General features: G+C 68.4%; 19 protein-coding genes and 2 tRNA genes. 12 read left to right on the forward strand and 9 right to left on the reverse strand.

Translation table 11 applies throughout. The annotated features are described in order from the left end of the window. Positions 1-36: 36 nt before the first annotated feature. Positions 37-468, reverse strand: a complete 432-nt coding sequence (locus ACWGJP_RS12040) for a YchJ family protein (protein WP_452330020.1) — start codon at positions 466-468, stop codon at positions 37-39. On the opposite strand from ACWGJP_RS12040, the gene ACWGJP_RS12045 reads away from it, so the two are divergent. Both ACWGJP_RS12045 and ACWGJP_RS12050 read left to right on the forward strand, forming a co-directional pair. Then, positions 467-1,306 (forward strand): aldo/keto reductase, encoded by an 840-nt coding sequence (locus ACWGJP_RS12045; protein ID WP_452330021.1) that lies wholly within the window; start codon positions 467-469, stop codon positions 1,304-1,306. The genes ACWGJP_RS12040 and ACWGJP_RS12045 overlap by 2 nt on opposite strands. Before the next feature lie 66 nt (positions 1,307-1,372). Further along, positions 1,373-2,509, forward strand: a complete 1,137-nt coding sequence (locus ACWGJP_RS12050; protein WP_452330022.1) for an acyltransferase family protein — start codon at positions 1,373-1,375, stop codon at positions 2,507-2,509. Here ACWGJP_RS12050 and ACWGJP_RS12055 read toward each other — a convergent pair. Then, entirely contained in the window at positions 2,483-2,944 is a 462-nt protein-coding gene (locus ACWGJP_RS12055; RefSeq protein ID WP_452330023.1) for a hypothetical protein, read from the reverse strand. The two genes, ACWGJP_RS12050 and ACWGJP_RS12055, sit on opposite strands and share 27 nt — an antisense overlap. Positions 2,945-3,060: 116 nt before the next feature. Between ACWGJP_RS12055 and ACWGJP_RS12060 the strand changes: the two genes are divergently transcribed. From ACWGJP_RS12060 to ACWGJP_RS12090, 7 genes are all read left to right on the forward strand, one after another. Beyond that, a tRNA-Val gene (locus tag ACWGJP_RS12060) sits at positions 3,061-3,133 on the forward strand. 152 nt (positions 3,134-3,285) lie between these two features. Next, on the forward strand, positions 3,286-6,012 hold the full coding sequence (gene aceE / locus ACWGJP_RS12065) for a pyruvate dehydrogenase (acetyl-transferring), homodimeric type (protein WP_452330024.1): 2,727 nt from the start codon (positions 3,286-3,288) through the stop codon (positions 6,010-6,012). A gap of 31 nt (positions 6,013-6,043) precedes the next feature. Further along, the gene (locus ACWGJP_RS12070) at positions 6,044-7,237 is read left to right on the forward strand and encodes a PucR family transcriptional regulator (RefSeq protein ID WP_452330025.1); all 1,194 of its coding nucleotides are present in this window, start codon (positions 6,044-6,046) and stop codon (positions 7,235-7,237) included. 85 nt (positions 7,238-7,322) lie between these two features. Continuing rightward, positions 7,323-8,243 carry an ACP S-malonyltransferase gene (locus tag ACWGJP_RS12075; RefSeq protein WP_452330026.1) on the forward strand — a complete coding sequence of 307 codons (921 nt, stop codon included), beginning with the start codon at positions 7,323-7,325 and terminating at the stop codon, positions 8,241-8,243. Next, positions 8,240-9,241: a beta-ketoacyl-ACP synthase III gene (locus ACWGJP_RS12080; protein WP_452330027.1), complete on the forward strand. Its 1,002-nt coding sequence runs from the start codon at positions 8,240-8,242 to the stop codon at positions 9,239-9,241. The genes ACWGJP_RS12075 and ACWGJP_RS12080 overlap by 4 nt, the downstream gene beginning before the upstream one ends. 68 nt (positions 9,242-9,309) lie before the next feature. Beyond that, on the forward strand, positions 9,310-9,558 hold the full coding sequence (locus ACWGJP_RS12085; protein WP_017830435.1) for an acyl carrier protein: 249 nt from the start codon (positions 9,310-9,312) through the stop codon (positions 9,556-9,558). 99 nt (positions 9,559-9,657) lie between these two features. After that, positions 9,658-10,893, forward strand: a complete 1,236-nt coding sequence (locus ACWGJP_RS12090; RefSeq protein WP_452330028.1) for a beta-ketoacyl-[acyl-carrier-protein] synthase family protein — start codon at positions 9,658-9,660, stop codon at positions 10,891-10,893. A gap of 144 nt (positions 10,894-11,037) precedes the next feature. On the opposite strand, the gene ACWGJP_RS12095 is transcribed toward ACWGJP_RS12090, so the two are convergent. Together ACWGJP_RS12095 and ACWGJP_RS12100 are read right to left on the reverse strand one after the other, a co-directional pair. Beyond that, positions 11,038-11,541 carry a DUF3145 domain-containing protein gene (locus ACWGJP_RS12095; protein WP_452330029.1) on the reverse strand — a complete coding sequence of 168 codons (504 nt, stop codon included), beginning with the start codon at positions 11,539-11,541 and terminating at the stop codon, positions 11,038-11,040. 169 nt (positions 11,542-11,710) lie between these two features. Next, entirely contained in the window at positions 11,711-12,484 is a 774-nt protein-coding gene (locus ACWGJP_RS12100) for a hypothetical protein (RefSeq protein ID WP_452330030.1), read from the reverse strand. A 176-nt stretch (positions 12,485-12,660) separates the two neighbouring features. Here ACWGJP_RS12100 and ACWGJP_RS12105 point away from each other — a divergent pair, with 176 nt between their 5' ends. Then, on the forward strand, positions 12,661-14,655 hold the full coding sequence (locus tag ACWGJP_RS12105) for a DUF262 domain-containing protein (protein ID WP_452330031.1): 1,995 nt from the start codon (positions 12,661-12,663) through the stop codon (positions 14,653-14,655). Positions 14,656-14,703: 48 nt separating this feature from the next. Here ACWGJP_RS12105 and ACWGJP_RS12110 read toward each other — a convergent pair whose 3' ends face one another. Continuing rightward, positions 14,704-15,570: an LPXTG cell wall anchor domain-containing protein gene (locus ACWGJP_RS12110; protein WP_452330032.1), complete on the reverse strand. Its 867-nt coding sequence runs from the start codon at positions 15,568-15,570 to the stop codon at positions 14,704-14,706. 259 nt (positions 15,571-15,829) lie between these two features. Here ACWGJP_RS12110 and ACWGJP_RS12115 point away from each other — a divergent pair, with 259 nt between their 5' ends. Next, on the forward strand, positions 15,830-16,009 hold the full coding sequence (locus ACWGJP_RS12115; protein WP_452330033.1) for a hypothetical protein: 180 nt from the start codon (positions 15,830-15,832) through the stop codon (positions 16,007-16,009). A 203-nt stretch (positions 16,010-16,212) separates the two neighbouring features. On the opposite strand, the gene ACWGJP_RS12120 is transcribed toward ACWGJP_RS12115, so the two are convergent. Further along, positions 16,213-16,287 (reverse strand) — tRNA-Ile (locus ACWGJP_RS12120). A gap of 13 nt (positions 16,288-16,300) precedes the next feature. After that, a complete protein-coding gene (locus tag ACWGJP_RS12125; RefSeq protein ID WP_452330034.1) occupies positions 16,301-16,855 on the reverse strand; it encodes a gamma carbonic anhydrase family protein in 555 nt (184 codons plus the stop codon). A 140-nt stretch (positions 16,856-16,995) separates the two neighbouring features. Here ACWGJP_RS12125 and ACWGJP_RS12130 point away from each other — a divergent pair, with 140 nt between their 5' ends. Then, positions 16,996-17,481 carry a Dps family protein gene (locus ACWGJP_RS12130; protein WP_452330035.1) on the forward strand — a complete coding sequence of 162 codons (486 nt, stop codon included), beginning with the start codon at positions 16,996-16,998 and terminating at the stop codon, positions 17,479-17,481. Between the two features lie 69 nt (positions 17,482-17,550). Here ACWGJP_RS12130 and ACWGJP_RS12135 read toward each other — a convergent pair whose 3' ends face one another. After that, positions 17,551-19,023, reverse strand: coding sequence for an amidohydrolase (locus ACWGJP_RS12135; RefSeq protein ID WP_452330036.1), 1,473 nt, complete (start codon positions 19,021-19,023; stop codon positions 17,551-17,553). Beyond that, a complete protein-coding gene (locus tag ACWGJP_RS12140; RefSeq protein ID WP_452330037.1) occupies positions 19,020-19,664 on the reverse strand; it encodes an FMN-binding negative transcriptional regulator in 645 nt (214 codons plus the stop codon). The genes ACWGJP_RS12135 and ACWGJP_RS12140 overlap by 4 nt, the downstream gene beginning before the upstream one ends. Positions 19,665-19,685 lie beyond the last annotated feature (21 nt).

Raw genomic sequence — 19,685 nt, forward strand, 5'->3', positions numbered from 1 at the left:
AACCTAGTCGCAGTCGGGTTCACGATGATCGCCGTCTCAGAACGGCGTGCCGTCGACATAGAGCCATTCCCGCCCCTCGCGCACGAATCGACTGCGCTCTCGCATCGATGCACGGACCGCCCCCTCTCTGTAGAACGCCTCGAAGGCCACGACTCCGTCCCTGTCGAACGGTCCTCCTCCTACCGTCTCGACGACGTCGAGCCTGCGCCACGTGATGCCCTCATCGAGGCCCAGCGCTGAGGGACGGGTGGAAGGATGCCAGGTGCGAAGCAGGTGGGCCGCGTCGCCGAGTTCGAAGGCCGTGAACCGCGACCGCATCAGGCGCTCCGCCGTCGGGGCGGCGGCGCCATCGAGGATAGGACCGCAGCAGGCATCGAATGTGTCGCCGGATGAGCAGGGGCAGCGCATCGTCCCATTCTCGCGCGTAACCTGGTCGCGGTACGAAGACACCGCCTGGAGGAGAGTCATGACCGACCTGCCGCTGTTCACCGCCCACAACGGCTTCTCGCTGCCCGCGATCGGGCTGGGCACCTACGGTCTGCGAGGGCTCGAGGGCGCCGCGTCCGTGACGACCGCACTCGAATCCGGATACCGGCTCGTGGACTCGGCGTTCAACTACGAGAACGAGGGAGCCGTCGGTCGCGGCGTCGCGGACTCATCCGTCGATCGGGCCGACATCGTCGTCACCTCGAAGCTCCCTGGCCGCCACCACCCTGCCGACAAGGCGCGCTGGAGCATCGAGGAGAGCCGCGACCGCCTCGGGCTCGACGCGATCGACCTGCACCTGATCCACTGGCCCAATCCCGCCCAGGGCGAGTACGTGCAGGCATGGACAGCGCTCGTGGAGGCCCAGCAGCGCGGGATCGTACGCCAGATCGGCGTCTCCAACTTCCTGCCGGAGCACCTCGAGCGCATCGAGGCGGAGACCGGCGTTCGGCCTGTCGTCAACCAGATCGAGCTGCACCCGTACTTCCCGCAGACAGAGCAGCTCGCCTACCACCAGGAGCACGGCATCCTCACCGAGGCGTGGAGCCCGATCGGCCACGCCGACGCGCTGCTCGACGAGGCGGTCCTCACCGAGATCGCCGCAGCGCACGACGCGAGCACCGTGCAGGTGGTGCTGGCCTGGCACGTCGCGCGCGGCGTCGTCTCGATCCCGAAGGCCGCCTCCCTCGCACACCAACAGGCCAACCTCGCCGCAGCATCCATCGTGCTCGACGCCGGCGAGATCGACGCCATCACCGCGCTCGGCCGTGCAGACGGCCGTCTCTTCGACGCGGATCCGCGCACGCACGAGGAGGCGTAGCCCGCGGAGATCCCCCAGCGGTCGTGCCGCCCAGGACGCGGCGCGACCGCTGGGTATACTCGCCGCGTGCCTGAATCGCCTGAGACGAACGAGACCGCGCCCCGCACCAGGGCGGAGGCCGCAGCGACCAGGCGGGGCGGCGACATCCGCACTGCGCTGGAACGGCACAGCCGCCGGATCGGCTGGATGGATGTGCTCCGCGGGCTGTCGATCCTCCTGGTGATCCTGCACCACAGCACGCAGACCGTCGAGTACCGCATCGGCGACCTGCCGGAGTTCTTCGTCTTCCTCAGCGATTTCTTCGCGCCGTTCCGGATGCCGATGCTGATGTTCCTCTCCGGACTCCTCGTCGCCGGCTCGCTCAAGCGCCCGACCGGTGAGTACGTCTGGGGGAAGATCCGTCGTATCCTCTGGCCGATCCTCGTCTGGACCCTCATCTACGCGGCGATGGAGTTCGTCGTCGACGGCGCCTTCTCGCTCGACCTGTTCAACACCTACCTCTGGTTCATGCAGTTCGTGCTGGCGTACTACCTCATCGCACTCGTGATCCGCTGGATTCCGATCTGGCTGCTGATCGTCCTCCCTCTGGTCGGCGCGTTCGTGGTCACCGACCCCGATCTGCATCTGCTGCAGCGCTTCTTCTACCTCATGCCCTTCTTCTTCCTGGGCGCCTTCGTGGAGAAGTACTGGGACCGCTATGCCCGCGTGCTGAGCGCACCGACCGCGGCTGTGCTCACGATCGTGCCGCTCGCGATCGCCGTCTACTCGGGCGTCGACGGGCAGCTCGCCCTCGCCGCGGGGCGTGAGGGCGGAGGAGGCCTGTGGTACCAGCCGCTCGCCGCCATCCCCGCCATGATCGGCATCCTCATCCTCGTCCGCATCGCCGCGACGATCCCCGATGTGCGTTGGCTCGCACCGGTGCGATTCGTCGGCAGGTACTCGCTGATCTACTACACGTCGCACTATCCCGTGTTCGCCGCACTCGGTTGGCTCGCTGCCAAAGCGGGGCTCTCCAACCCGACAGTGGCGCTCATCGTCATCTTCGCCGCGACGGTCGCCGTGTCGACCGTCCTAGCCGTCCTCGGCAGGCGGATGCCGGTGAGCCTGCTGTTCGAGCTTCCGCGGCGGCTCTGGCCGGCGCGTGCCACCGGTGGAGACCGCGGATCAGGCGCTCCCTCACGCCCGGAAGGCGAGAGCGCCTGAGGCGCGGGGCTCCGCCCGCTCGGCTCCGAACGCACCGGACAGGATGACGAGCCCCGCCACGACCAAGGCGCACGCCTGGAAGTAGCCCGTGCCGGGAGGCACGTCCCAGTGCCCGCCGGCGAGCATCAGCCAGAGCGCGTACTCCACCATGGCGTTCATGGTCAGGATCAGCAGCAGGGCCACCACGGCCGAGCCACGCGCCCTCCCCGACTCGGCCGAGACGACCGCGAGCAGGGCGAGGATCACGCCGACCACCCAGACCGCACCCATCGTCGCGAGATGCGGAGGTCTGTCCATGAGCGCAAGACAGACAGCACTCCCCTGATCTTCCGCGCACGGCATCCAGGTGAGCACGTTCAGCACGATGCCGAATCCCCCACCGCCGACGAGCCCTACCGCGCTCAACGTCACCGACCACGTCCGCAGAGTAGACATCGCGGATACCCCGATTCCCCAGACGCCGCCCCACACGGCGTTTGAGCAGACGGTAGCGCAGCGGCACGCCGGGCGCCAGGGGCTGTGCCGACGACCGGCTAGACTCGAGGGCACCAGGGCCTTTAGCTCAGATGGTAGAGCGCCACGTTTACACCGTGGATGTCGTCGGTTCGATCCCGGCAGGGCCCACCGAAGAGGGAATGCGACGGCGGCGCGATGTGCACCCGGGTCGTGGAAGAGGGCTAGGCTGAATCCGGCGCGCGTTGTGCCGAGCCGACAAGGCTCCCCGTGTCGCTTCCCGTTTCCTTGGCAAGACCTGCCAGCTTGACGAAAGGCTCCCCGTGACCGTCCACGACCAGGATCCGTACTCCCAGGGCCCCCTCGACAGCGATCCGGAAGAGACCGGTGAATGGCAGCAGTCGCTCGACGAGCTCGTCGACGCGAAGGGCCATGGCCGCGGCCGCGAGATCATGCTGAGCCTGCTCAAGCGCTCCAAGGATCTCCACCTCGGCGTCCCGATGGTCCCGACCACGGACTACATCAACACCATCGCGCCGGAGAACGAGCCGGAGTTCCCCGGCGACGAGGAGCTCGAGCGCCGCTACCGCCACTGGATCCGCTGGAACGCCGCGATCACCGTGCACCGCGCGCAGCGTCCTGGCATCGGCGTCGGCGGTCACATCTCGACCTACGCCTCGGCGGCGTCGCTCTACGAGGTCGGCCACAACCACTTCTTCCGCGGTCAGGAGCACGCCTCCGGCGGAGACCAGATCTTCTACCAGGGACACGCCTCCCCCGGCATGTACGCCCGTGCGTTCCTCGAGGGTCGCCTCACCGAGGCGCAGCTGGACGCGTTCCGCCAGGAGAAGTCCGGTGCCCCGAACGGGCTGCCCTCCTACCCGCATCCGCGGATGATGTCGGACTTCTGGCAGTTCCCGACCGTGTCGATGGGCCTCGGCCCCATCAACGCGATCTACCAGGCGATGACGAACAAGTACCTCGCCAACCGCGGCATCAAGGATGTCGCCGACTCGCACGTCTGGGCCTTCCTCGGCGACGGCGAGATGGATGAGGTGGAGTCGCGCGGTCAGCTCCAGGTCGCCGCGAACGAAGGCCTGGACAACCTCACCTTCGTGATCAATGCGAATCTCCAGCGCCTGGACGGACCGGTCCGCGGCAACGGCAAGATCGTCCAGGAGCTCGAGTCGTTCTTCCGCGGCGCGGGCTGGAACGTCATCAAGGTGGTCTGGGGTCGTGAGTGGGACGACCTGCTCGCCCGCGACACCGACGGCGCCCTGCTCAACCTCATGAACGTCACCCCCGACGGCGATTTCCAGACCTTCAAGGCCGAGAGCGGCGCCTATGTGCGCGAGAACTTCTTCGGCCGCGACGAGCGCGCCCTGGCGCTCGTGAAGGACTACTCCGACGACGACATCTGGCACCTCCGCCGCGGCGGCCACGACTACCGCAAGGTGTACGCGGCCTACAAGGCGGCCATGGAGCACAAGGGCCAGCCGACGGTCATCATCGCCAAGACGGTCAAGGGCTACGGCCTCGGTCCGCACTTCGAGGGACGCAACGCGACCCACCAGATGAAGAAGATGACGCTGGACGACCTGAAGCTGTTCCGCGACACCATGCACATCCCGATCTCGGACGCGCAGCTCGAGGCGGACCCGTACCGTCCGCCGTACTTCCACCCCGGCGCGAACGACGAGACGATCCAGTACATGCTGGAGCGCCGGCGCACGCTCGGCGGGTTCCTGCCCGAGCGTCGCAGCACGCACGTCGACTTCGCCCTCCCCGAGGACAAGGACTACGCGCTGCTGAAGAAGGGCTCCGGCAACCAGGAGGTCGCCACCACGATGGCGTTCGTCCGAATGCTGAAGGACCTGATGCGCGTGAACGGCTTCGGCCAGCGCGTCGTCCCGATCATCCCGGACGAGGCGCGCACCTTCGGCATGGACGCGTACTTCCCGACGGCGAAGATCTACAACCCGAACGGCCAGAACTACACCTCGGTCGACCGCGAGCTGCTCCTGGCGTACAAGGAGAGCCCGCAGGGCCAGATCATGCACGTCGGCATCAACGAGGCGGGCGCGACCGCCGCGTTCACCGCGACGGGGACGTCGTACTCGACGCACGGCGAGCCGCTGATCCCGATCTACATCTTCTACTCGATGTTCGGCTACCAGCGCACCGGCGACGCCTTCTGGGCGGCCGGTGACCAGATGGCACGCGGCTTCGTGATCGGCGCCACCGCCGGACGCACCACGCTGACCGGTGAGGGCACCCAGCATGCAGACGGCCACTCGCCGCTGCTCGCATCGACCAACCCGGCCACGGTGTCCTATGACCCGGCCTTCGGGTACGAGGTCGCCCACATCGTGCAGTCCGGCCTGGAGCGCATGTACGGCGGCTCGCACCCCGACCCGGACGTCATGTACTACCTCACGGTGTACAACGAGCCGATGAAGCAGCCGGCGGAGCCCGCCGATGTCGACGTCGAGGGAATCGTCAAGGGCCTGCACCGCATCTCGGTCGGCGAGGGCGACGGTCCCCGCGTCCAGCTGCTCGCATCCGGTGTCGGTGTCCCGTGGGCGCTGGAGGCGCAGCAACTGCTGGCCGAGGACTGGGGTGTGGTCGCCGATGTATGGTCGGTCACCAGCTGGACGGAGCTCCGCCGCGACGGCCTCGCCGCGGATGAGCACAACTTCCTGAACCCGGCGGCAGAGCCGAAGGTTCCGTACGTGACGCAGAAGCTGTCGTCTGCAGAAGGACCGTTCATCGCGACCAGCGACTTCATGCACGCCGTGCAGGACCAGATCCGCCAGTGGGTGCCCGGCGATTACTACACGTTGGGTGCGGACGGCTTCGGCTTCGCGGACACCCGCGCCGCCGCACGCCGCTTCTTCAAGATCGATGGACCGTCCATGGTCGTCCGCGCCCTGCAGGGCCTGGCCGACAAGGGCACGCTGGACCGTTCCGTCATCGCCCAGGCGATCGAGAAGTACGACCTGCACAACGTCAACGCCGGCACGAGCGGGAACGCCGGCGGCGAGAGCTGAGTCCGCGGTGACAGGATCGTCTCCCGCATCGATGGACAAGGTGTCGACGCTCGCCTGGCTGCGCCGGATCTCCGGCGATCTGGCCACGGCGACGATCAAGCGCCTGGAGGACACCCTCCCCTGGTACGCCGACATGCCACCAGCCCGCCGCTCCGCGGTCGGGCTGGTGGCCCAGGCTGGTATCACCTCGTTCATCCAGTGGTACGACGACCCGACCTCGACCCCGTGGATCGCGGCGGACATCTTCGCCGCCGCCCCGCGAGAGCTGCTGCGCAGCGTCAGCCTCACCCAGACCCTCCAGCTCATCCGTGTGACCGTCGAGGTCACCGAGGAGCGCGTCGCCGGTAAGGGCGAGTATCTCCGCGAGGCGATCCTGCTGTATTCGCGCGATGTCGCCTTCGCCGCCGCAGATGTCTATGCCCGCGCCGCAGAGGCCCGGGGGCTGTGGGACGCCCGGCTGGAGGCGCTCGTCGTCGACTCCATCCTCACGGGCGAGGCCGATGAGGAGCTGCCGAGCAGGATCGCGGCCCTCGGGTGGCACGGACACGGCGAGGTCTGCGTCATCGTGGGCACGACACCCGCCCAGTTCGACGTCGACCAGGTTCGCCGCACCGCTCGCAAGCTCGCCGTCGACGTGCTCGTCGGCGTGCAGGGCTCGCGGCTCGTGCTCGTCGTCGGGCGAGCCAACGCGCAACCACAGGAGACAGACGACGACGAGCTCGCCTTCGACGAGATCGCCGCGCGGCTCGAGCCGTCCTTCGGGCCCGGGTACGTCGTCGTCGGCCCTGCCGTCGCCGCGCTCGTCGACGCCGGGCAGAGCGCCCGCGCGGCGCTGGCCGGCTTCGCGGTCGCCAGGGCATGGCGCGGCGCTCCACGGCCCGTGGAGGCCGACGATCTCCTCCCCGAGCGCGCACTCGCTGGGGACCCTCTCGCCAAGCAGACGCTCATCGAACGCATCCATCGCCCGCTCCAGGCGCACTCCACCGACCTGGTCACGACGCTGTGGAGCTATCTCGACAACGGGCGCTCCCTGGAAGCGACCGCGCGGGAGCTGTTCGTGCATCCGAACACGGTGCGCTATCGCCTGAAAAGGGTGAGCGAGGTCATCGGCTGGGACGCCACAGGACCGCGCGAGGCGCTGATCCTGCAGACCGCTCTGATCCTCGGCTCGATCGGCACGGCGGACCCTGCGCGCCGACGCACGAACCCGCGTCGCGTCCGCTGAGGGCTGTACGCCACACACAAGGGAACTCGGCAATCTTGTAAGAGATCATCCACCGTCTGCGGCTGATCGTTGGCAGACTGGTCTGGTGATTGTCGTCGCATGCCCTGGACAGGGCTCCCAGACCCCCGGTTTCCTCTCCCCCTGGCTCGAGCTGGACGGCGTCGCCGAACGGCTCGCCGCGTTCTCCGCCGCCGCAGACGTCGACCTCATCGCGCACGGGACGACCTCCGACGCGGACACGATCCGCGACACGCGCATCGCCCAGCCGCTCATCGTCGCCGCATCGATCATCGCCGGAGACCTGCTCACCGAACGCGCCGGTCGCCGTGCGGACGGCATCGCCGGTCATTCCGTCGGCGAGATCGCCGCCCTCGTCGGCAGCGACGTCATCAGCGCCGAGGACGGCATGCGGATCGTCGGCGTCCGTGGCCGCGCCATGGCGGATGCCGCAGCCCAGACGCCGACCGGCATGAGCGCGATCCTCGGTGGAGACGAAGACGTCGTCCTCGCCAAGGTCGCCGAGCTCGACCTTTCGCCGGCGAACTACAACGGCGGAGGCCAGCTCGTCGTCGCCGGGGCGCTGCCCGCGCTGGAGGCGCTCGCCGCCGAGCCGGTCAAGGGAACCAGGGTCATCCCGCTGCAGGTCGCCGGCGCGTTCCACACGGGATACATGTCGTCGGCCGTCGAGACGCTCAGGGCCGCGGTCGACGAGATCTCCCCGGCCGACCCGACGGTGACGCTGTGGACCAACCGCGACGGCTCCATCGTCCGCGACGGCGCGACGGCGATCGATCTGCTCGTCGGTCAGGTCGCCTCCCCGGTCCGCTGGGACCTGTGCATGGGCTCCTTCGCGGAGCACGGCGTCTCCGGCCTCATCGAGCTCGCCCCCGCCGGTGCACTGACCGGGCTCGCCAAGCGAGGCCTCCGCGGAGTGCCCACCGTCGCCGTCAAGACCCCCGATGACCTCGATGCAGCCGTGGAGCTGCTGAACGGAGCAGCCGCGTGAGCATCGCCCTGAACCAGGCTTCCGGCCCCGCCTACACCCGCATCTACGCCTACGGCGCAGCGCGTGGGGAGCACGCGGTCCCCAACGAGGACCTCATCGGGCCCATCGACTCCAGCGATGAGTGGATCCGCCAGCGCACCGGCATCGTCACACGCGCCCGCGCGGTCGCCGACACCGATGCGATCGATCTCGCCACGGACGCCGCGGGCGAGGCCATCGCCGCCAGCGGTATCGATGCGGCGCAGATCGACCTCGTGATCGTCGCAACCATCAGCAACCCGAAGCAGACCCCGTCGGTCTCGGCGATCGTCGCGGACCGCGTCGGCGCCAACCCCGCTGCCGCATACGACATCAACGCGGCCTGCGCCGGCTACGCCTATGCGGTGACGCAGGCGGACGCGCTGATCCGCGCCGGCGCGGCGAACTACGCGCTCGTCATCGGCACCGAGAAGCTCTCGGACATCGTGGACCCCACCGACCGGAGCATCTCGTTCCTCCTCGGCGACGGGGCCGGTGCCGCCCTGATCGGCCCGAGCGAGACGCCGGGCATCGCGCCGGCGGTCTGGGGCTCCGACGGCTCCAAGGCGGATGCGGTGGGCATGAACCACACGTTGACGGAGTTCCGCGATGGCACGGCACCCTGGCCGACGCTCCGCCAGGAGGGCCAGACGGTGTTCCGCTGGGCCGTCTGGGAGATGGCGAAGGTCGCGCGGCAGGCGCTGGACGTCGCCGGAGTCGATGCGGCCGATCTCGCCGCGTTCATCCCGCACCAGGCGAACATGCGCATCGTCGACGAGTTCGCCAAGCAGCTGAAGCTCCCCGAGACGACCGTGATCGCGCGCGATATCGAGACGACGGGCAACACGTCCGCGGCGTCCATCCCGCTAGCGAGCCACCGGCTGATGACCGAGCACCCAGAGCTCTCCGGCGGTCTCGCCCTGCAGATCGGCTTCGGCGCCGGTCTCGTCTTCGCGGCGCAGGTCGTCGTCCTCCCCTGATCCGCGTCCGCGGTTGCCTAGACTGTTCCACGGTTCCGAATACAACCCGCAAGAAAGAGGAAAACCCCATGGCTTTCACCAACGATGAGGTCCTCGCCGGCCTCGCCGAGCTCATCACCGACGAGACCGGCATCAACGCCTCCGAGGTCGCGCTCGAGAAGTCCTTCACCGACGACCTCGACATCGACTCGATCTCGATGATGACCATCGTCGTCAACGCCGAGGAGAAGTTCGGCGTCACGATCCCCGACGACGAGGTGAAGAACCTGAAGACCGTCGGCGACGCCGTCAGCTTCATCGTCGCCGGCCAGGAGTAAGACCTGACGGATGCCACCCCCGCGTCCGCGGGGCGTGGCATCCGACGCCTCCTGCTGATCATTCGCTCGACCCTCCCGCTCGACAAGGAACCGCACCCCATGACCAAGCGCATCGTCGTCACCGGCATCGGCGCCACCTCCGCCATCGGAGGAACGGCCCCGGAGAACTGGACCAACCTTCTCGCCGGCGCGTCCGGAGGACGCGCCCTCGAACACGAGTGGGTCGCAGAGCTCGAGCTTCCCGTGACCTTCGCCGCGGAGGCGATCGTGCGCCCCGAGGAAGTCCTCGCCCGCCCGGTGGCGAAGCGTCTCGACCCCTCCTCCCAGTTCGCCCTCATCGCGGCGATGGAGGCCTGGGAGGATGCCGGCTCCCCCGATGTCGACCCCGAGCGCCTCGGCGTCGACTTCGCGACCGGGATCGGCGGCGTGTGGACCCTGCTGGACGCCTGGGACACGCTGCGCGAGAAGGGCCCTCGCCGCGTCATGCCGATGACCGTGCCCATGCTCATGCCCAACTCCGCGGCAGGCAACCTCTCGCTGCACTTCACGGCACGGGCCTTCGCCCGCACCGTCGCCTCCGCCTGCGCATCCAGCACGGAATCGCTCGTGAACGCCTACGAGCACCTGCAGTCGGGCCTCGCTGACGTCGTCATCGCCGGCGGCACGGAGTCCGCCATCCACCCGATCACGATCGCCTCGTTCGCCTCCATGCAGGCGCTGTCGCGTCGCAATGACGACCCTGCCACCGCATCCCGCCCCTACTCCGTCGACCGCGACGGGTTCGTCATGGGCGAGGGTGCGGCCGTGCTCATCCTCGAGACCGAGGAGCACGCGAAGGCGCGCGGCGCGAAGATCTACGCGGAGCTCGTCGGCGGCGGCGTGACGGCCGACGCTTACCACATCACGGCCAACGCCCCGGAGGGCGCGACCCGCGCCGTGAAGCTCGCGCTCGAGGCCGCGGGGCGCACGCCCGACGAGATCACGCACGTCAACGCGCACGCCACCTCGACCCCGGTGGGAGACCCGAACGAGTACACCGCCCTCAAGAACGTCATGGGCGACCGCGTCCACGACGTCCCCGTCTCCGCGACGAAGGCCTCCACCGGGCACCTGCTCGGCGGCACAGGGGCGCTGGAGGCGATCTTCGCCGTGCTCGCCATCCAGAACCGCATCGCGCCGCCGACGATCAACCTGACCACCCAGGACCCGGAGATCCCGCTGCGCGTGTCCGGAGACCCGCAGGACCTCGGCGAGGGACCGCAGCTCGTGATCAGCAACTCCTTCGGCTTCGGCGGGCACAACGCGGTCGTCGCGTTCGCGGACTACGCCGGCTGACCCGCCTGATGTGAAGAAGGTCCCGCTCCCGGTTCGACCGGGGCGGGACCTTCTTCGTGCGAGGCGGGGAACGGGTTCTCAGAGTCCGGGATCCATCACCGGCATCCGGTACTTCCGCCTCCTCCGTCTCGAGCTTCTGGGCGCTCAGCCGACCTTGTGCAGCCAGACCACGCGTGCGTCGTCGCTCGCGTGTCGGAACGGCTCCAGCTCCTCGTCCCAGGCCGAGCCGAGGGCGACGTCGAGCTCGCGCTGCAGCTCGATCGCATCGCCCGCCGCGATCTCCATCGCGTATCGGATGCGATCCTCGCCGATGACGATGTTGCCCGAGGCGTCCGTCTGCGCGTAGTGGATGCCGAGATCGGGAGTGTGCAGCCACCGGCCGCCGTCGCTGCCGGGCGTTGGGTCCTCCGTGACCTCGAAGCGTAGATGCTCCCAGCCTCGGATCGCGGTCGCCAGTGCAGCGCCCGTACCGACCGGACCGTCCCAATAGAACTCGGCACGACGCGCCCCTTCGAGGACGGGCTGCTCGGACCAGTCGAAAATGACCGCACGACCGATAGCGCGTCCCACTGCCCATTCGAGGTGCGGGCAGAGCGCGCGAGGCGCAGAGTGGATGAACACCACTCCGCGTGCGTAAGCCGTCGCCATGATCTCTCCGTTTCATCAGGTGCGTCTTCCCCAACGACCTGGACCAACGAAGTGGCGAGAATATGCGGTTGTAGGGCCATTCTCACCCATGAACAGGAAAATCACAAGGATGTGATTCGACGGCGAAGGCCCCGACCGGAACCGGTCGGGGCCTTCGTGGAGAACGGGCTCACGCCTCGCTCATGGCCTGCTTCACCTGCTGGCCCTTCGCGGCGTAGTACGCCGCGCGAGCGGCGTCCTTGCGGGCCTGCTCGCGGTAGCCCTCCTCGAGCTCGTCCTGCGGAACAGCGACGTTCTCGACCTGATCGGTGCCGTGGTACTTCTCGATGTAGGCATCCAGCTCAGGACCGGACGTCCACGAGGTGATGAGGTTGTACCGGGGCTCGGTGCCGACATGGGTCGCGGCGTGCCAGAGGCGCTGCGTGTCGATGATCAGCTGTGCGCCGGCCGGCAGCGCGATGCGCACCTCACCGGCGGGATCCGTGCGGTTCTCGCGAAGGACGAAGAAGCTGTCCTTGTCGTCCGTCAGGTTGAAGAACCCGCGGACGACCCAGCCCGTCCCGTCAGGGTTGAGGCGGTTGTTGTCATCCTGGTGAAGGTTGTAGAGGCAGTCGCCGTAGGTGTTCGGCTGCAGCTCGATGATGCGGCAGCGGCCCACGTTCGCGCCGGGCTCCTGCGCGCGACGGGTGAGGATCGGCGCCTTCTCCGTCTGCGCGGGGATCCAGACGCCGTCCTTGTCGGTGCGCGGCGGCTTGTGGTTCCAGAAGCCGTTGCACTCGATCTCGCCCTTCGCACTGGCGAGCGGTGCGAAACGGGTGTCGCCGGAGGACTTCCAGTCCACGTACTCGACGTCCAGCCACTCCTTGGGGTCGAGAGCCTGGTTGTAGCTGTCGAGAACGACGAATCCGCGCTCTTCGAGGTACTTCGACTTGATGTATCCCATGATCGAGTCATGTTCCTTTCATCGGGGGCCAGCACGTTTTAACAGGCCCTGATAAGGCAAGCCTAACAGTGCGATCCTGACGCGCCGTGGAGCTCGGCCGTGGAAAACGACCCCGGGCTAGACTCGATGACGGCGGGGCACGCGTTTGCGCCGTGGTGAGGAGCAAGAGCAAGAACATGGCACAGGCCACCAACGTCGAAGCGACCGCGACCAGCACCATCGAGTGGCTCTCCTCCCCCGGTACAGCGATCGTCGTGCCCGTGTATCAGCGGCAGTACCGCTGGGACATCGGCGCCTGCGAGCGGCTGCTCTCGGACGTCCGCGCCGTCGCAGGAGAGGCCGAAGGGCATCGCCATTTCATCGGTTCGATCCTGTCCGCCAAGGACGCCTCGGCGACCGACCTGATCCTCATCGACGGGCAGCAGCGGATCACGACGCTGATGCTCCTCGTCGCCGCACTGCACCACACGGTGAGAGACGGCGACCCGACGATGGCCGCCGAGTTGGAGCGCGTGCTCGTCCGCGGTGAGGATGATCGCCGAACCCGGTTGCGCCCCCATGACGCATGGGCCGAGCTCTACGACTCCGTCGTCCTCGACCGTCGGGACGGCGATCGGGATTCGCGCTTCGACGACAACTACGCGTTCTTCCGCAGCCAGGTGCACGCCGATGAGGCGCCCCGAATCTGGCGGGGGTTGAAGAGACTCGAGCACGTCTCGATCACTCTCGGCCCAGACGCGAACGCCCAGCAGATCTTCGAGAGCCTGAACTCGACCGGCGAACCGCTGCGCGATCACGAGCTCATCCACAACTACATCCTGATGGGGCTCACCCACGCGGAGCAGCAGGACGTCGAGGAGCGCTTCTGGCTGCCGATCGAGCGGCACACCGGCGAGAGCATCGGTGCGTTCTGGCGGCACTACCTCGTGATGACCACCGGCCGAGAGGTCGCCATCGACGGAGAGCACGGCGTCTACAGCGCCTTCCGGCGGTCGTTCCCGCGCGTGGACGTCGCGCATCTGCAGGCGGATGCCGCGATCTGGCGGCACTACGCCGAACTGTACGAGGTGCTGCTCGACCCCTCGCTGGAGCCCGACGACGAGATCCGCCGACAGCTCGCCTTCGTGAACACCTTCGGCCGGGCGCCGTATCCCCTGGTGCTGAGCGCGTACAGCGATCACCGCCGAGGCGTCATCGACCGCGCGACGTTCATCGAGACGCTCGAATGGATCCAGGCGCTGTACCTGCGGCGGGCGATCGTGAACCTGCCCACCGACCGCCTCATCGCCCGGCTGTGCCGAGCCCGCCGCGAAGGCTCGACGGCACTGCGGCGTGCCTTCGCCAGGATCACGCCGTCCGATGAGCGGGTCAGCGCCTTCATCAAGTATCGGGAACTCCCCCACGCCGCGTATGTGCTCGCCCGGCTGGAGGGAGTGACGGACCCGAGCTCCTTCGACCTGGAGCACATCGTCCCGCTCGCACCGGGCGAGACCTGGTCCGGCGACGGCATCCGCCCCTGGAGCGATTACTCGGAGGACGAGCAGAACAGCCATCGCGCCCTCGCGCCCACCCTGGGAAATCTGACGCTGCTCGAAGCGCACCTGGCCGAACGGGTGTTCGGCGAGTCCTTCCCCGACAAGCAGCGGGGCGCGTACTCCCGCAGCGCGATCGCCGCGACGCGGGAGCTCGCCGAGATGGAGTCCTGGGGCACTGCGGCGATCGCCCGTCGCACCGAAGGCCTCACGGAGACGCTCCTGCGCATCTGGGCACGACCGGACTCGCAGGAGATCGACGACGACGGGCTCACCCCGATCCTCGACGCCGTGCGACGACGCGGATGGCCGGCGGGGTGGGATCGCGAGTTCGCCTATGTCGAGTACCGCGGCGAGCACTGGGATGTGCGCGACATCAAATACCTGTTCAACCGCGTGTTCCGTCGCGCCTGGACCGACGACCGTTCGGCAGCGCTGTCGTACAGCGCCGCCCACGGCGGCCCCCTCTACGACGCCATGGCCTGGAGAGGGCACTGGGACGAGCTCGACGAATCGCACTTCCTCTACATGGGTTGGGACTCCAACTACATGATGACCGCCGTGCAGGGCGTGCTCGAGGAGTCGGGAATCGCCGCGGAGGTCTTCGTGAAGTACTCCTACATCGGCGACGTGATGTGAGGACGCCGCGGGCCCGTCCCTGCGAAAGACAGCCCCGCGGCGCGTGGTTCACGCTCTCGATGCCTTCCGGCGGATCAGAAGCGCCGCCCCCGCCAGGGTCCCGAGCGCACCTGCTGCGACGAGCGGCGAGACGTCGGCCGACCCGGTCTGCGCGAGGCGGTCCGCCTCGACGTCGGTGCGTGTCGTGCTCGGGCTCTGCGTACCGCCCTGCGCGACGGGTTCGGTCGGCTCGGTCGGCTCCGTTGGCTCGGTCGGCTCCGTCGGCTCGGTCGGCTCCGTCGGCTCGGTCGGCTCCGTCGGCTCGGTCGGCTCCGTCGGCTCCGTCGGCTCGGTAGGCTCGGTCGGCTCCGTCGGCTCGGTAGGCTCCGTCGGCTCGGTAGGCTCCGTCGGCTCGGACGGCTCGGACGGCTCCGTAGGCTCCGTAGGCTCCGTAGGCTCCGTAGGCTCCGTAGGCTCGGTCGGCTCGGTCGGCTCCGTCGGCTCAACCACCACGCATCCACCAGGCAGCGGTGCGCCAATCGCATAGGCAGTGGTCGTGCCGCGCAGCTGAGCGAGGACGTTGGTGGCGTCGCCCTGGATCCCGGAGATCCGCGCGCGCTCATCCGATTCACGGGTGAACTCGAGCGTTCCCGTGCCGAGCTGCGTGGTACCGCCCACGACGACGAGATGCGCGTCTGCGGGACTCAGCACCAGGTCAGCAGCGAACGGCACGTCCGTGACGCTTCCCCCCTGAGCCGTCTGCGCGCTCCCCCACTGCACCCATTGCGTGCCGGTCGCGCTGTCGCAGCCGCTCGCGATCGGGACGTTATACGATCCGCCCGCCGCATGAGCAGGGCTCGCCGTCATCACGACTGCTCCGATGCCGACGATCACCACGATCATCCCCTTCGTCGCGCGCGTGCCGAATCTCATCATTATTCACTCCCCAGTTGTCGACGTCCCCTGGCTGCGGGAACAGCACGAAGCTACGGGTATTCGCGCACCGTTCAGGCGTACGAGGTCGCAATCGCCCCCGCGCGGGGGTCAGCCTGATGGTTCCGCGTAATAGAGCGACGAGTCCGCATTCTCTCCGAGATACATATCGTTTCGCTACCGCGCCGCGAGGCGGGCGTCAACCCCGTGGGTGAGGCCGTCGCCGCGGCATAACCTCGCCTCACCACGAGAGGAGAGCATCATGTCGAACCCGTTCCCGCCACCCCTTCCGCTCCCGGACGACGACCGGCACGTTCAGGATCCCGCCACGCGCGAGGTCGACGGCGAAGAGGTCCTCGACCCGGATACCGACCCCTCGGGGGTGGATAGTGCGGAGGCCGATCGACTCGCCACCGGTGCCGACGAGGAGAGACCGCTGTGAGCGCGCCGTCCGACGGAACACGGGTCCCCACGGAAGAGGAGGTCCCCACGAACGACCAACTGCGCGAACCGAGCACCGAGAAGGAACCAGGCGAGGAACCGAAAGCGCCTCCGAGGCCAGACGAAGAGCCCAGCCACGAAGCTGTGGGCATCGGAGTGATCGGGCGTCCGCAGGTGGAGTCGGAGGAGAGCTGAGGGAGCGAGTGGGGCCGGTGGGACTTGAACCCACGGATCGTCGAGTTATGAGCTCGCTGCCTTGACCAGCTTGGCTACGGCCCCGCGAAGATCCAGACTACCGGTGCTCCGCATCCCCGACGACGGTCGCCGCCTCATGGGCACGGACGTGGTCGAGGTACGTCTCTGCGTTCGCGACCAACCCCGCGCGCTCCTCGTCGGTGAGGGCTCGGCGGACCTTCGCAGGGACACCGGCGACCAGCGATCCGTCCGGCACGACCGCGCCGCCGAGGACGACGGCCCCTCCGGCGATCAGGCATCCGCTCCCGATCACCGCGCCGGAGAGGATGACAGCACCCATCCCGATCAGCGTCCCGTCCCCGATCGTGCATCCGTGCACGACCGCGTTGTGGCCGACGGAGACGTTCCTGCCGATCCGCGTGCCATGCCCGGAATCGACGTGCACCGACACGTTGTCCTGCAGATTGCTGTTCTCACCGAGGACGATCTCCGCCGAGTCGGCACGGATGACCGCGTTGTACCAGACGCTCGATCCCGCAGCGAGCCGGACTCCGCCGACGATCCGCGCGCCATCGGCGACGAACGCCTCAGGATGGATCTGCGGCGCACCGTTGGCGAGGGCGATGACGGATGCGGAAGACGAGACGCTCATAAGGCGAGACTATCCTTCCATCCCCGTTTTCCCGCGTGATTCCGGGCCTGTAAGCCCAGCCTCAGCTTGCTTGCGGAATGCCTCAGCCTGAGTAGCGTTGGGGATATCAGGTTCGAAGAAGCCGTTCCAGAGGAGCAGACATGAGCAAGGCAGACACCATTTCCACCACCGTCAGCGACCCGACCGTCGCGGCTGCGGCAGCGCAGTTCCTCTCCCCCGTCGTCCTCGGCCTCCAGGCGCTGACCATCAACGGCAAGCAGGCGCACTGGCACGTCCGCGGTGCCAACTTCATCGGCGTCCACGAGCTGCTCGACACGATCGTCGCCCACGCCGGCGACTTCGCCGACACGGCCGCGGAGCGCATCGTCGCCCTTGGCCTCCCGATCGACGCCCGTCTCGCCGCTGTCGCCGCCAAGGCGCCCACCACGGGCGTTCCGGCCGGCTTCGCGCAGTCGGACGAGATCATCCGCACGATCATCGCCGACATCGACGCCGTCCTCGTGGACGCGAAGGCCGCCATCGAGGGCCTCGACGAGATCGACCTCACCAGCCAGGACGTGGCGATCGAGATCGTCCGCGGGCTCGAGAAGGACCGCTGGTTCCTCGTGGCGCACATCGCCGCCTGAGTTCTCCGCGAACGAGGAAGGGCACCGGACGAACGTCCGGTGCCCTTCCTCGTTCGATCCGTCCTGATCTCAGCCCTCGTGCGTGAGCCGGCCTCCGAGCAGCGTGGCGAACACAGGCATCTCTCTCAACAGCGCCGGTGATGCCCTGCGAGGATCCAGCCCGACCACCGCGATATCGGCCACGGCTCCCGGTCGCAGGGCGCTGCGCGCACTCGCCCTGATCGCGTCATCGAGACCGATCGTCTCGTCCGCGTGCCAGGTCGCACCGGCATCGTCCTCCCTGCTGACCGCGGCGGCGATCGTGCGCCAGGGGTCCAGCGGGGCGACCGGAGCATCGGATCCGAGTCGCAGCTCCACCGCCGCATCGCGAAGCGAGCGCATCGGATAAGCGAGCGAGGTCTGTGCCCGCCACAGATGTTCGGCGAGGTCCCTGTCATCGACCGCATGCGCGGGCTGGATGCTCGCCGCGATGCCGAGCCGGGACATCCTGGCCAGATCCGCGTGGCGGATGAGCTGGGCGTGCTCGATCGTCCCCGTGGCGCCGGTCAGGGCGAAGGCATCCAGAGCGACGGCCGCGGCGACGTCCCCGATCGCGTGCGCTGCTACGGAGAGACCCGCTCCCGTCGCCCGTGTCATCAGCGCCGTCAGCTGCTCGGCATCCACGTTCAACGCGCCCCGGTCGTCCGACTCCGAGTACGCGTGCGTGCACGCGGCCGTGCGCGTTCCGAGTGAGCCGTCGGTGATGATCTTGAGAGGTCCGACGCGGACCGACGACGGTGTCCCGGGCAGCACCGCCCCCGAGGTCAGCCCCTCTGCGATCGCGCGCTCGAGGTCCTCCGGATAGGTCGCGAATTCCACACGGAGAGCGGAGAACCCGGCAGCGGTGCGGCGGGTCCACGTCTCGGCGTTCCAGGCCATGTCGAAATCGACGATCCCTGTGACACCACGCGTCGCCGCCCGTGCTGCGGCACGGAGCACGGCGGCATCCGCGTGCGCGACGTCCGCGCCGTTCAGCCGTTTCGAGATCTCGAACGCGTCGCCCTCACGGAGCATCCCGTCATCGCTGACGAAGCCCTCTCTGCGCAGCGCCGCGGAGTTCAACCACACGCTGTGCACGTCGGCGTTCACAAGATACGTCGGCACTTCTCCGGTCTTCGCATCCAGTACCGCGAGGCTCGGCGGCTCCGGCCAGAGCGCGTCACGGAAGCCGGCGCCGACCCTCCGTCCGTCCTCGAGCGGCACGACGTCCGCCATCCGGTGCGCAGCTCCGGCGGCCGACCTGATGTCGTGCAGGGCCGCACGTTCGGAGGCCAGCGCCCACTGCACCGTGTGCACGTGATGATCCCAGAGCCCCGGGGTAGCCCAGGCTCCGCCTGCTTCCCAGATGTCACCGGACGGGGGCAAGGCCCCGGTCGGCGCGATGTCGACGATCCGGCCGTCCGCGATGAACAGGTCGACCGGATCGTCGTCCATGAGGAACTCCGCGCCCGGGCCGACGAGTCGCACCGCGCGGAGCGTGCCGACCTCGCCGCCCGCCGTCACAGACTGCTCCGGGCCCGCGCATCCTGGGCGCGCCGCATCTCCGCCGCAAGAGCGGGGTTGCGGTACTCCCCCTCGCTCTCCAGCTCTGCGATCACCCGCTCGATCGTGGCGGCGTCCTTGTTCTGGCTCAGCTTCCGTTTGGCCACCACGCGGGTGGGAGTGAGGCGGAAGCCGACCGTGCCTGCTTCGAGGCGCCGCACGAAGGCCTCGTCGTTCGGACGCTCCCACATCAACCTCGGCTGGTTCATCCGCGACTCGAATCGCTCGACGAGGCGGTCGAGCACGGCGAGGTTCTGCTCGGTCGTCAGCAGTTCAGGGATGCCGGAGAGATGCACCGCCGTGTAGTTCCACGTCGGCACGCCAGGCGTCTCCGGTCCGTACCACCCCGGCGACACGTACCCGTGCGGACCCTGGAACGCGACCAGCAGCTCGCGCTCGCCCATGCCGTGCACCGCGTCATCCGGACGGCCGACATGACCGACCACCGTCAGATCGTCGCGGTCGTCGTCCAGCAGCACGACGTAGTGCGATGCGACCGGGCCATCCGGGCCCGTGCTCATGATCGTCGCCCACGGGTTCTGCTCGATCACCCGACGGATCTCCGCGACGTCCGCGAGGGTGAAACTGGGGTTCTGGCGCATCGTCCCAGCCTACGCGCGAGC

The organism is Microbacterium sp. NPDC055903 (assembly GCF_053615555.1).

Coding starts and splice junctions, on each gene's coding strand:
- ACWGJP_RS12070 (WP_452330025.1), top strand. CDS start 6,044: ATGGACAAGGTGTCGACGCTCGCCTGGCTGCGCCGGATCTCCGGCGAT.
- ACWGJP_RS12055 (WP_452330023.1), bottom strand. CDS start 2,944: ATGTCTACTCTGCGGACGTGGTCGGTGACGTTGAGCGCGGTAGGGCTC.
- ACWGJP_RS12040 (WP_452330020.1), bottom strand. CDS start 468: ATGACTCTCCTCCAGGCGGTGTCTTCGTACCGCGACCAGGTTACGCGC.
- ACWGJP_RS12140 (WP_452330037.1), bottom strand. CDS start 19,664: ATGCGCCAGAACCCCAGTTTCACCCTCGCGGACGTCGCGGAGATCCGT.
- ACWGJP_RS12090 (WP_452330028.1), top strand. CDS start 9,658: ATGACCAAGCGCATCGTCGTCACCGGCATCGGCGCCACCTCCGCCATC.
- ACWGJP_RS12105 (WP_452330031.1), top strand. CDS start 12,661: ATGGCACAGGCCACCAACGTCGAAGCGACCGCGACCAGCACCATCGAG.
- ACWGJP_RS12115 (WP_452330033.1), top strand. CDS start 15,830: ATGTCGAACCCGTTCCCGCCACCCCTTCCGCTCCCGGACGACGACCGG.
- ACWGJP_RS12085 (WP_017830435.1), top strand. CDS start 9,310: ATGGCTTTCACCAACGATGAGGTCCTCGCCGGCCTCGCCGAGCTCATC.
- ACWGJP_RS12045 (WP_452330021.1), top strand. CDS start 467: ATGACCGACCTGCCGCTGTTCACCGCCCACAACGGCTTCTCGCTGCCC.
- ACWGJP_RS12100 (WP_452330030.1), bottom strand. CDS start 12,484: ATGGGATACATCAAGTCGAAGTACCTCGAAGAGCGCGGATTCGTCGTT.
- ACWGJP_RS12095 (WP_452330029.1), bottom strand. CDS start 11,541: ATGGCGACGGCTTACGCACGCGGAGTGGTGTTCATCCACTCTGCGCCT.
- ACWGJP_RS12110 (WP_452330032.1), bottom strand. CDS start 15,570: ATGATGAGATTCGGCACGCGCGCGACGAAGGGGATGATCGTGGTGATC.
- ACWGJP_RS12130 (WP_452330035.1), top strand. CDS start 16,996: ATGAGCAAGGCAGACACCATTTCCACCACCGTCAGCGACCCGACCGTC.
- ACWGJP_RS12125 (WP_452330034.1), bottom strand. CDS start 16,855: ATGAGCGTCTCGTCTTCCGCATCCGTCATCGCCCTCGCCAACGGTGCG.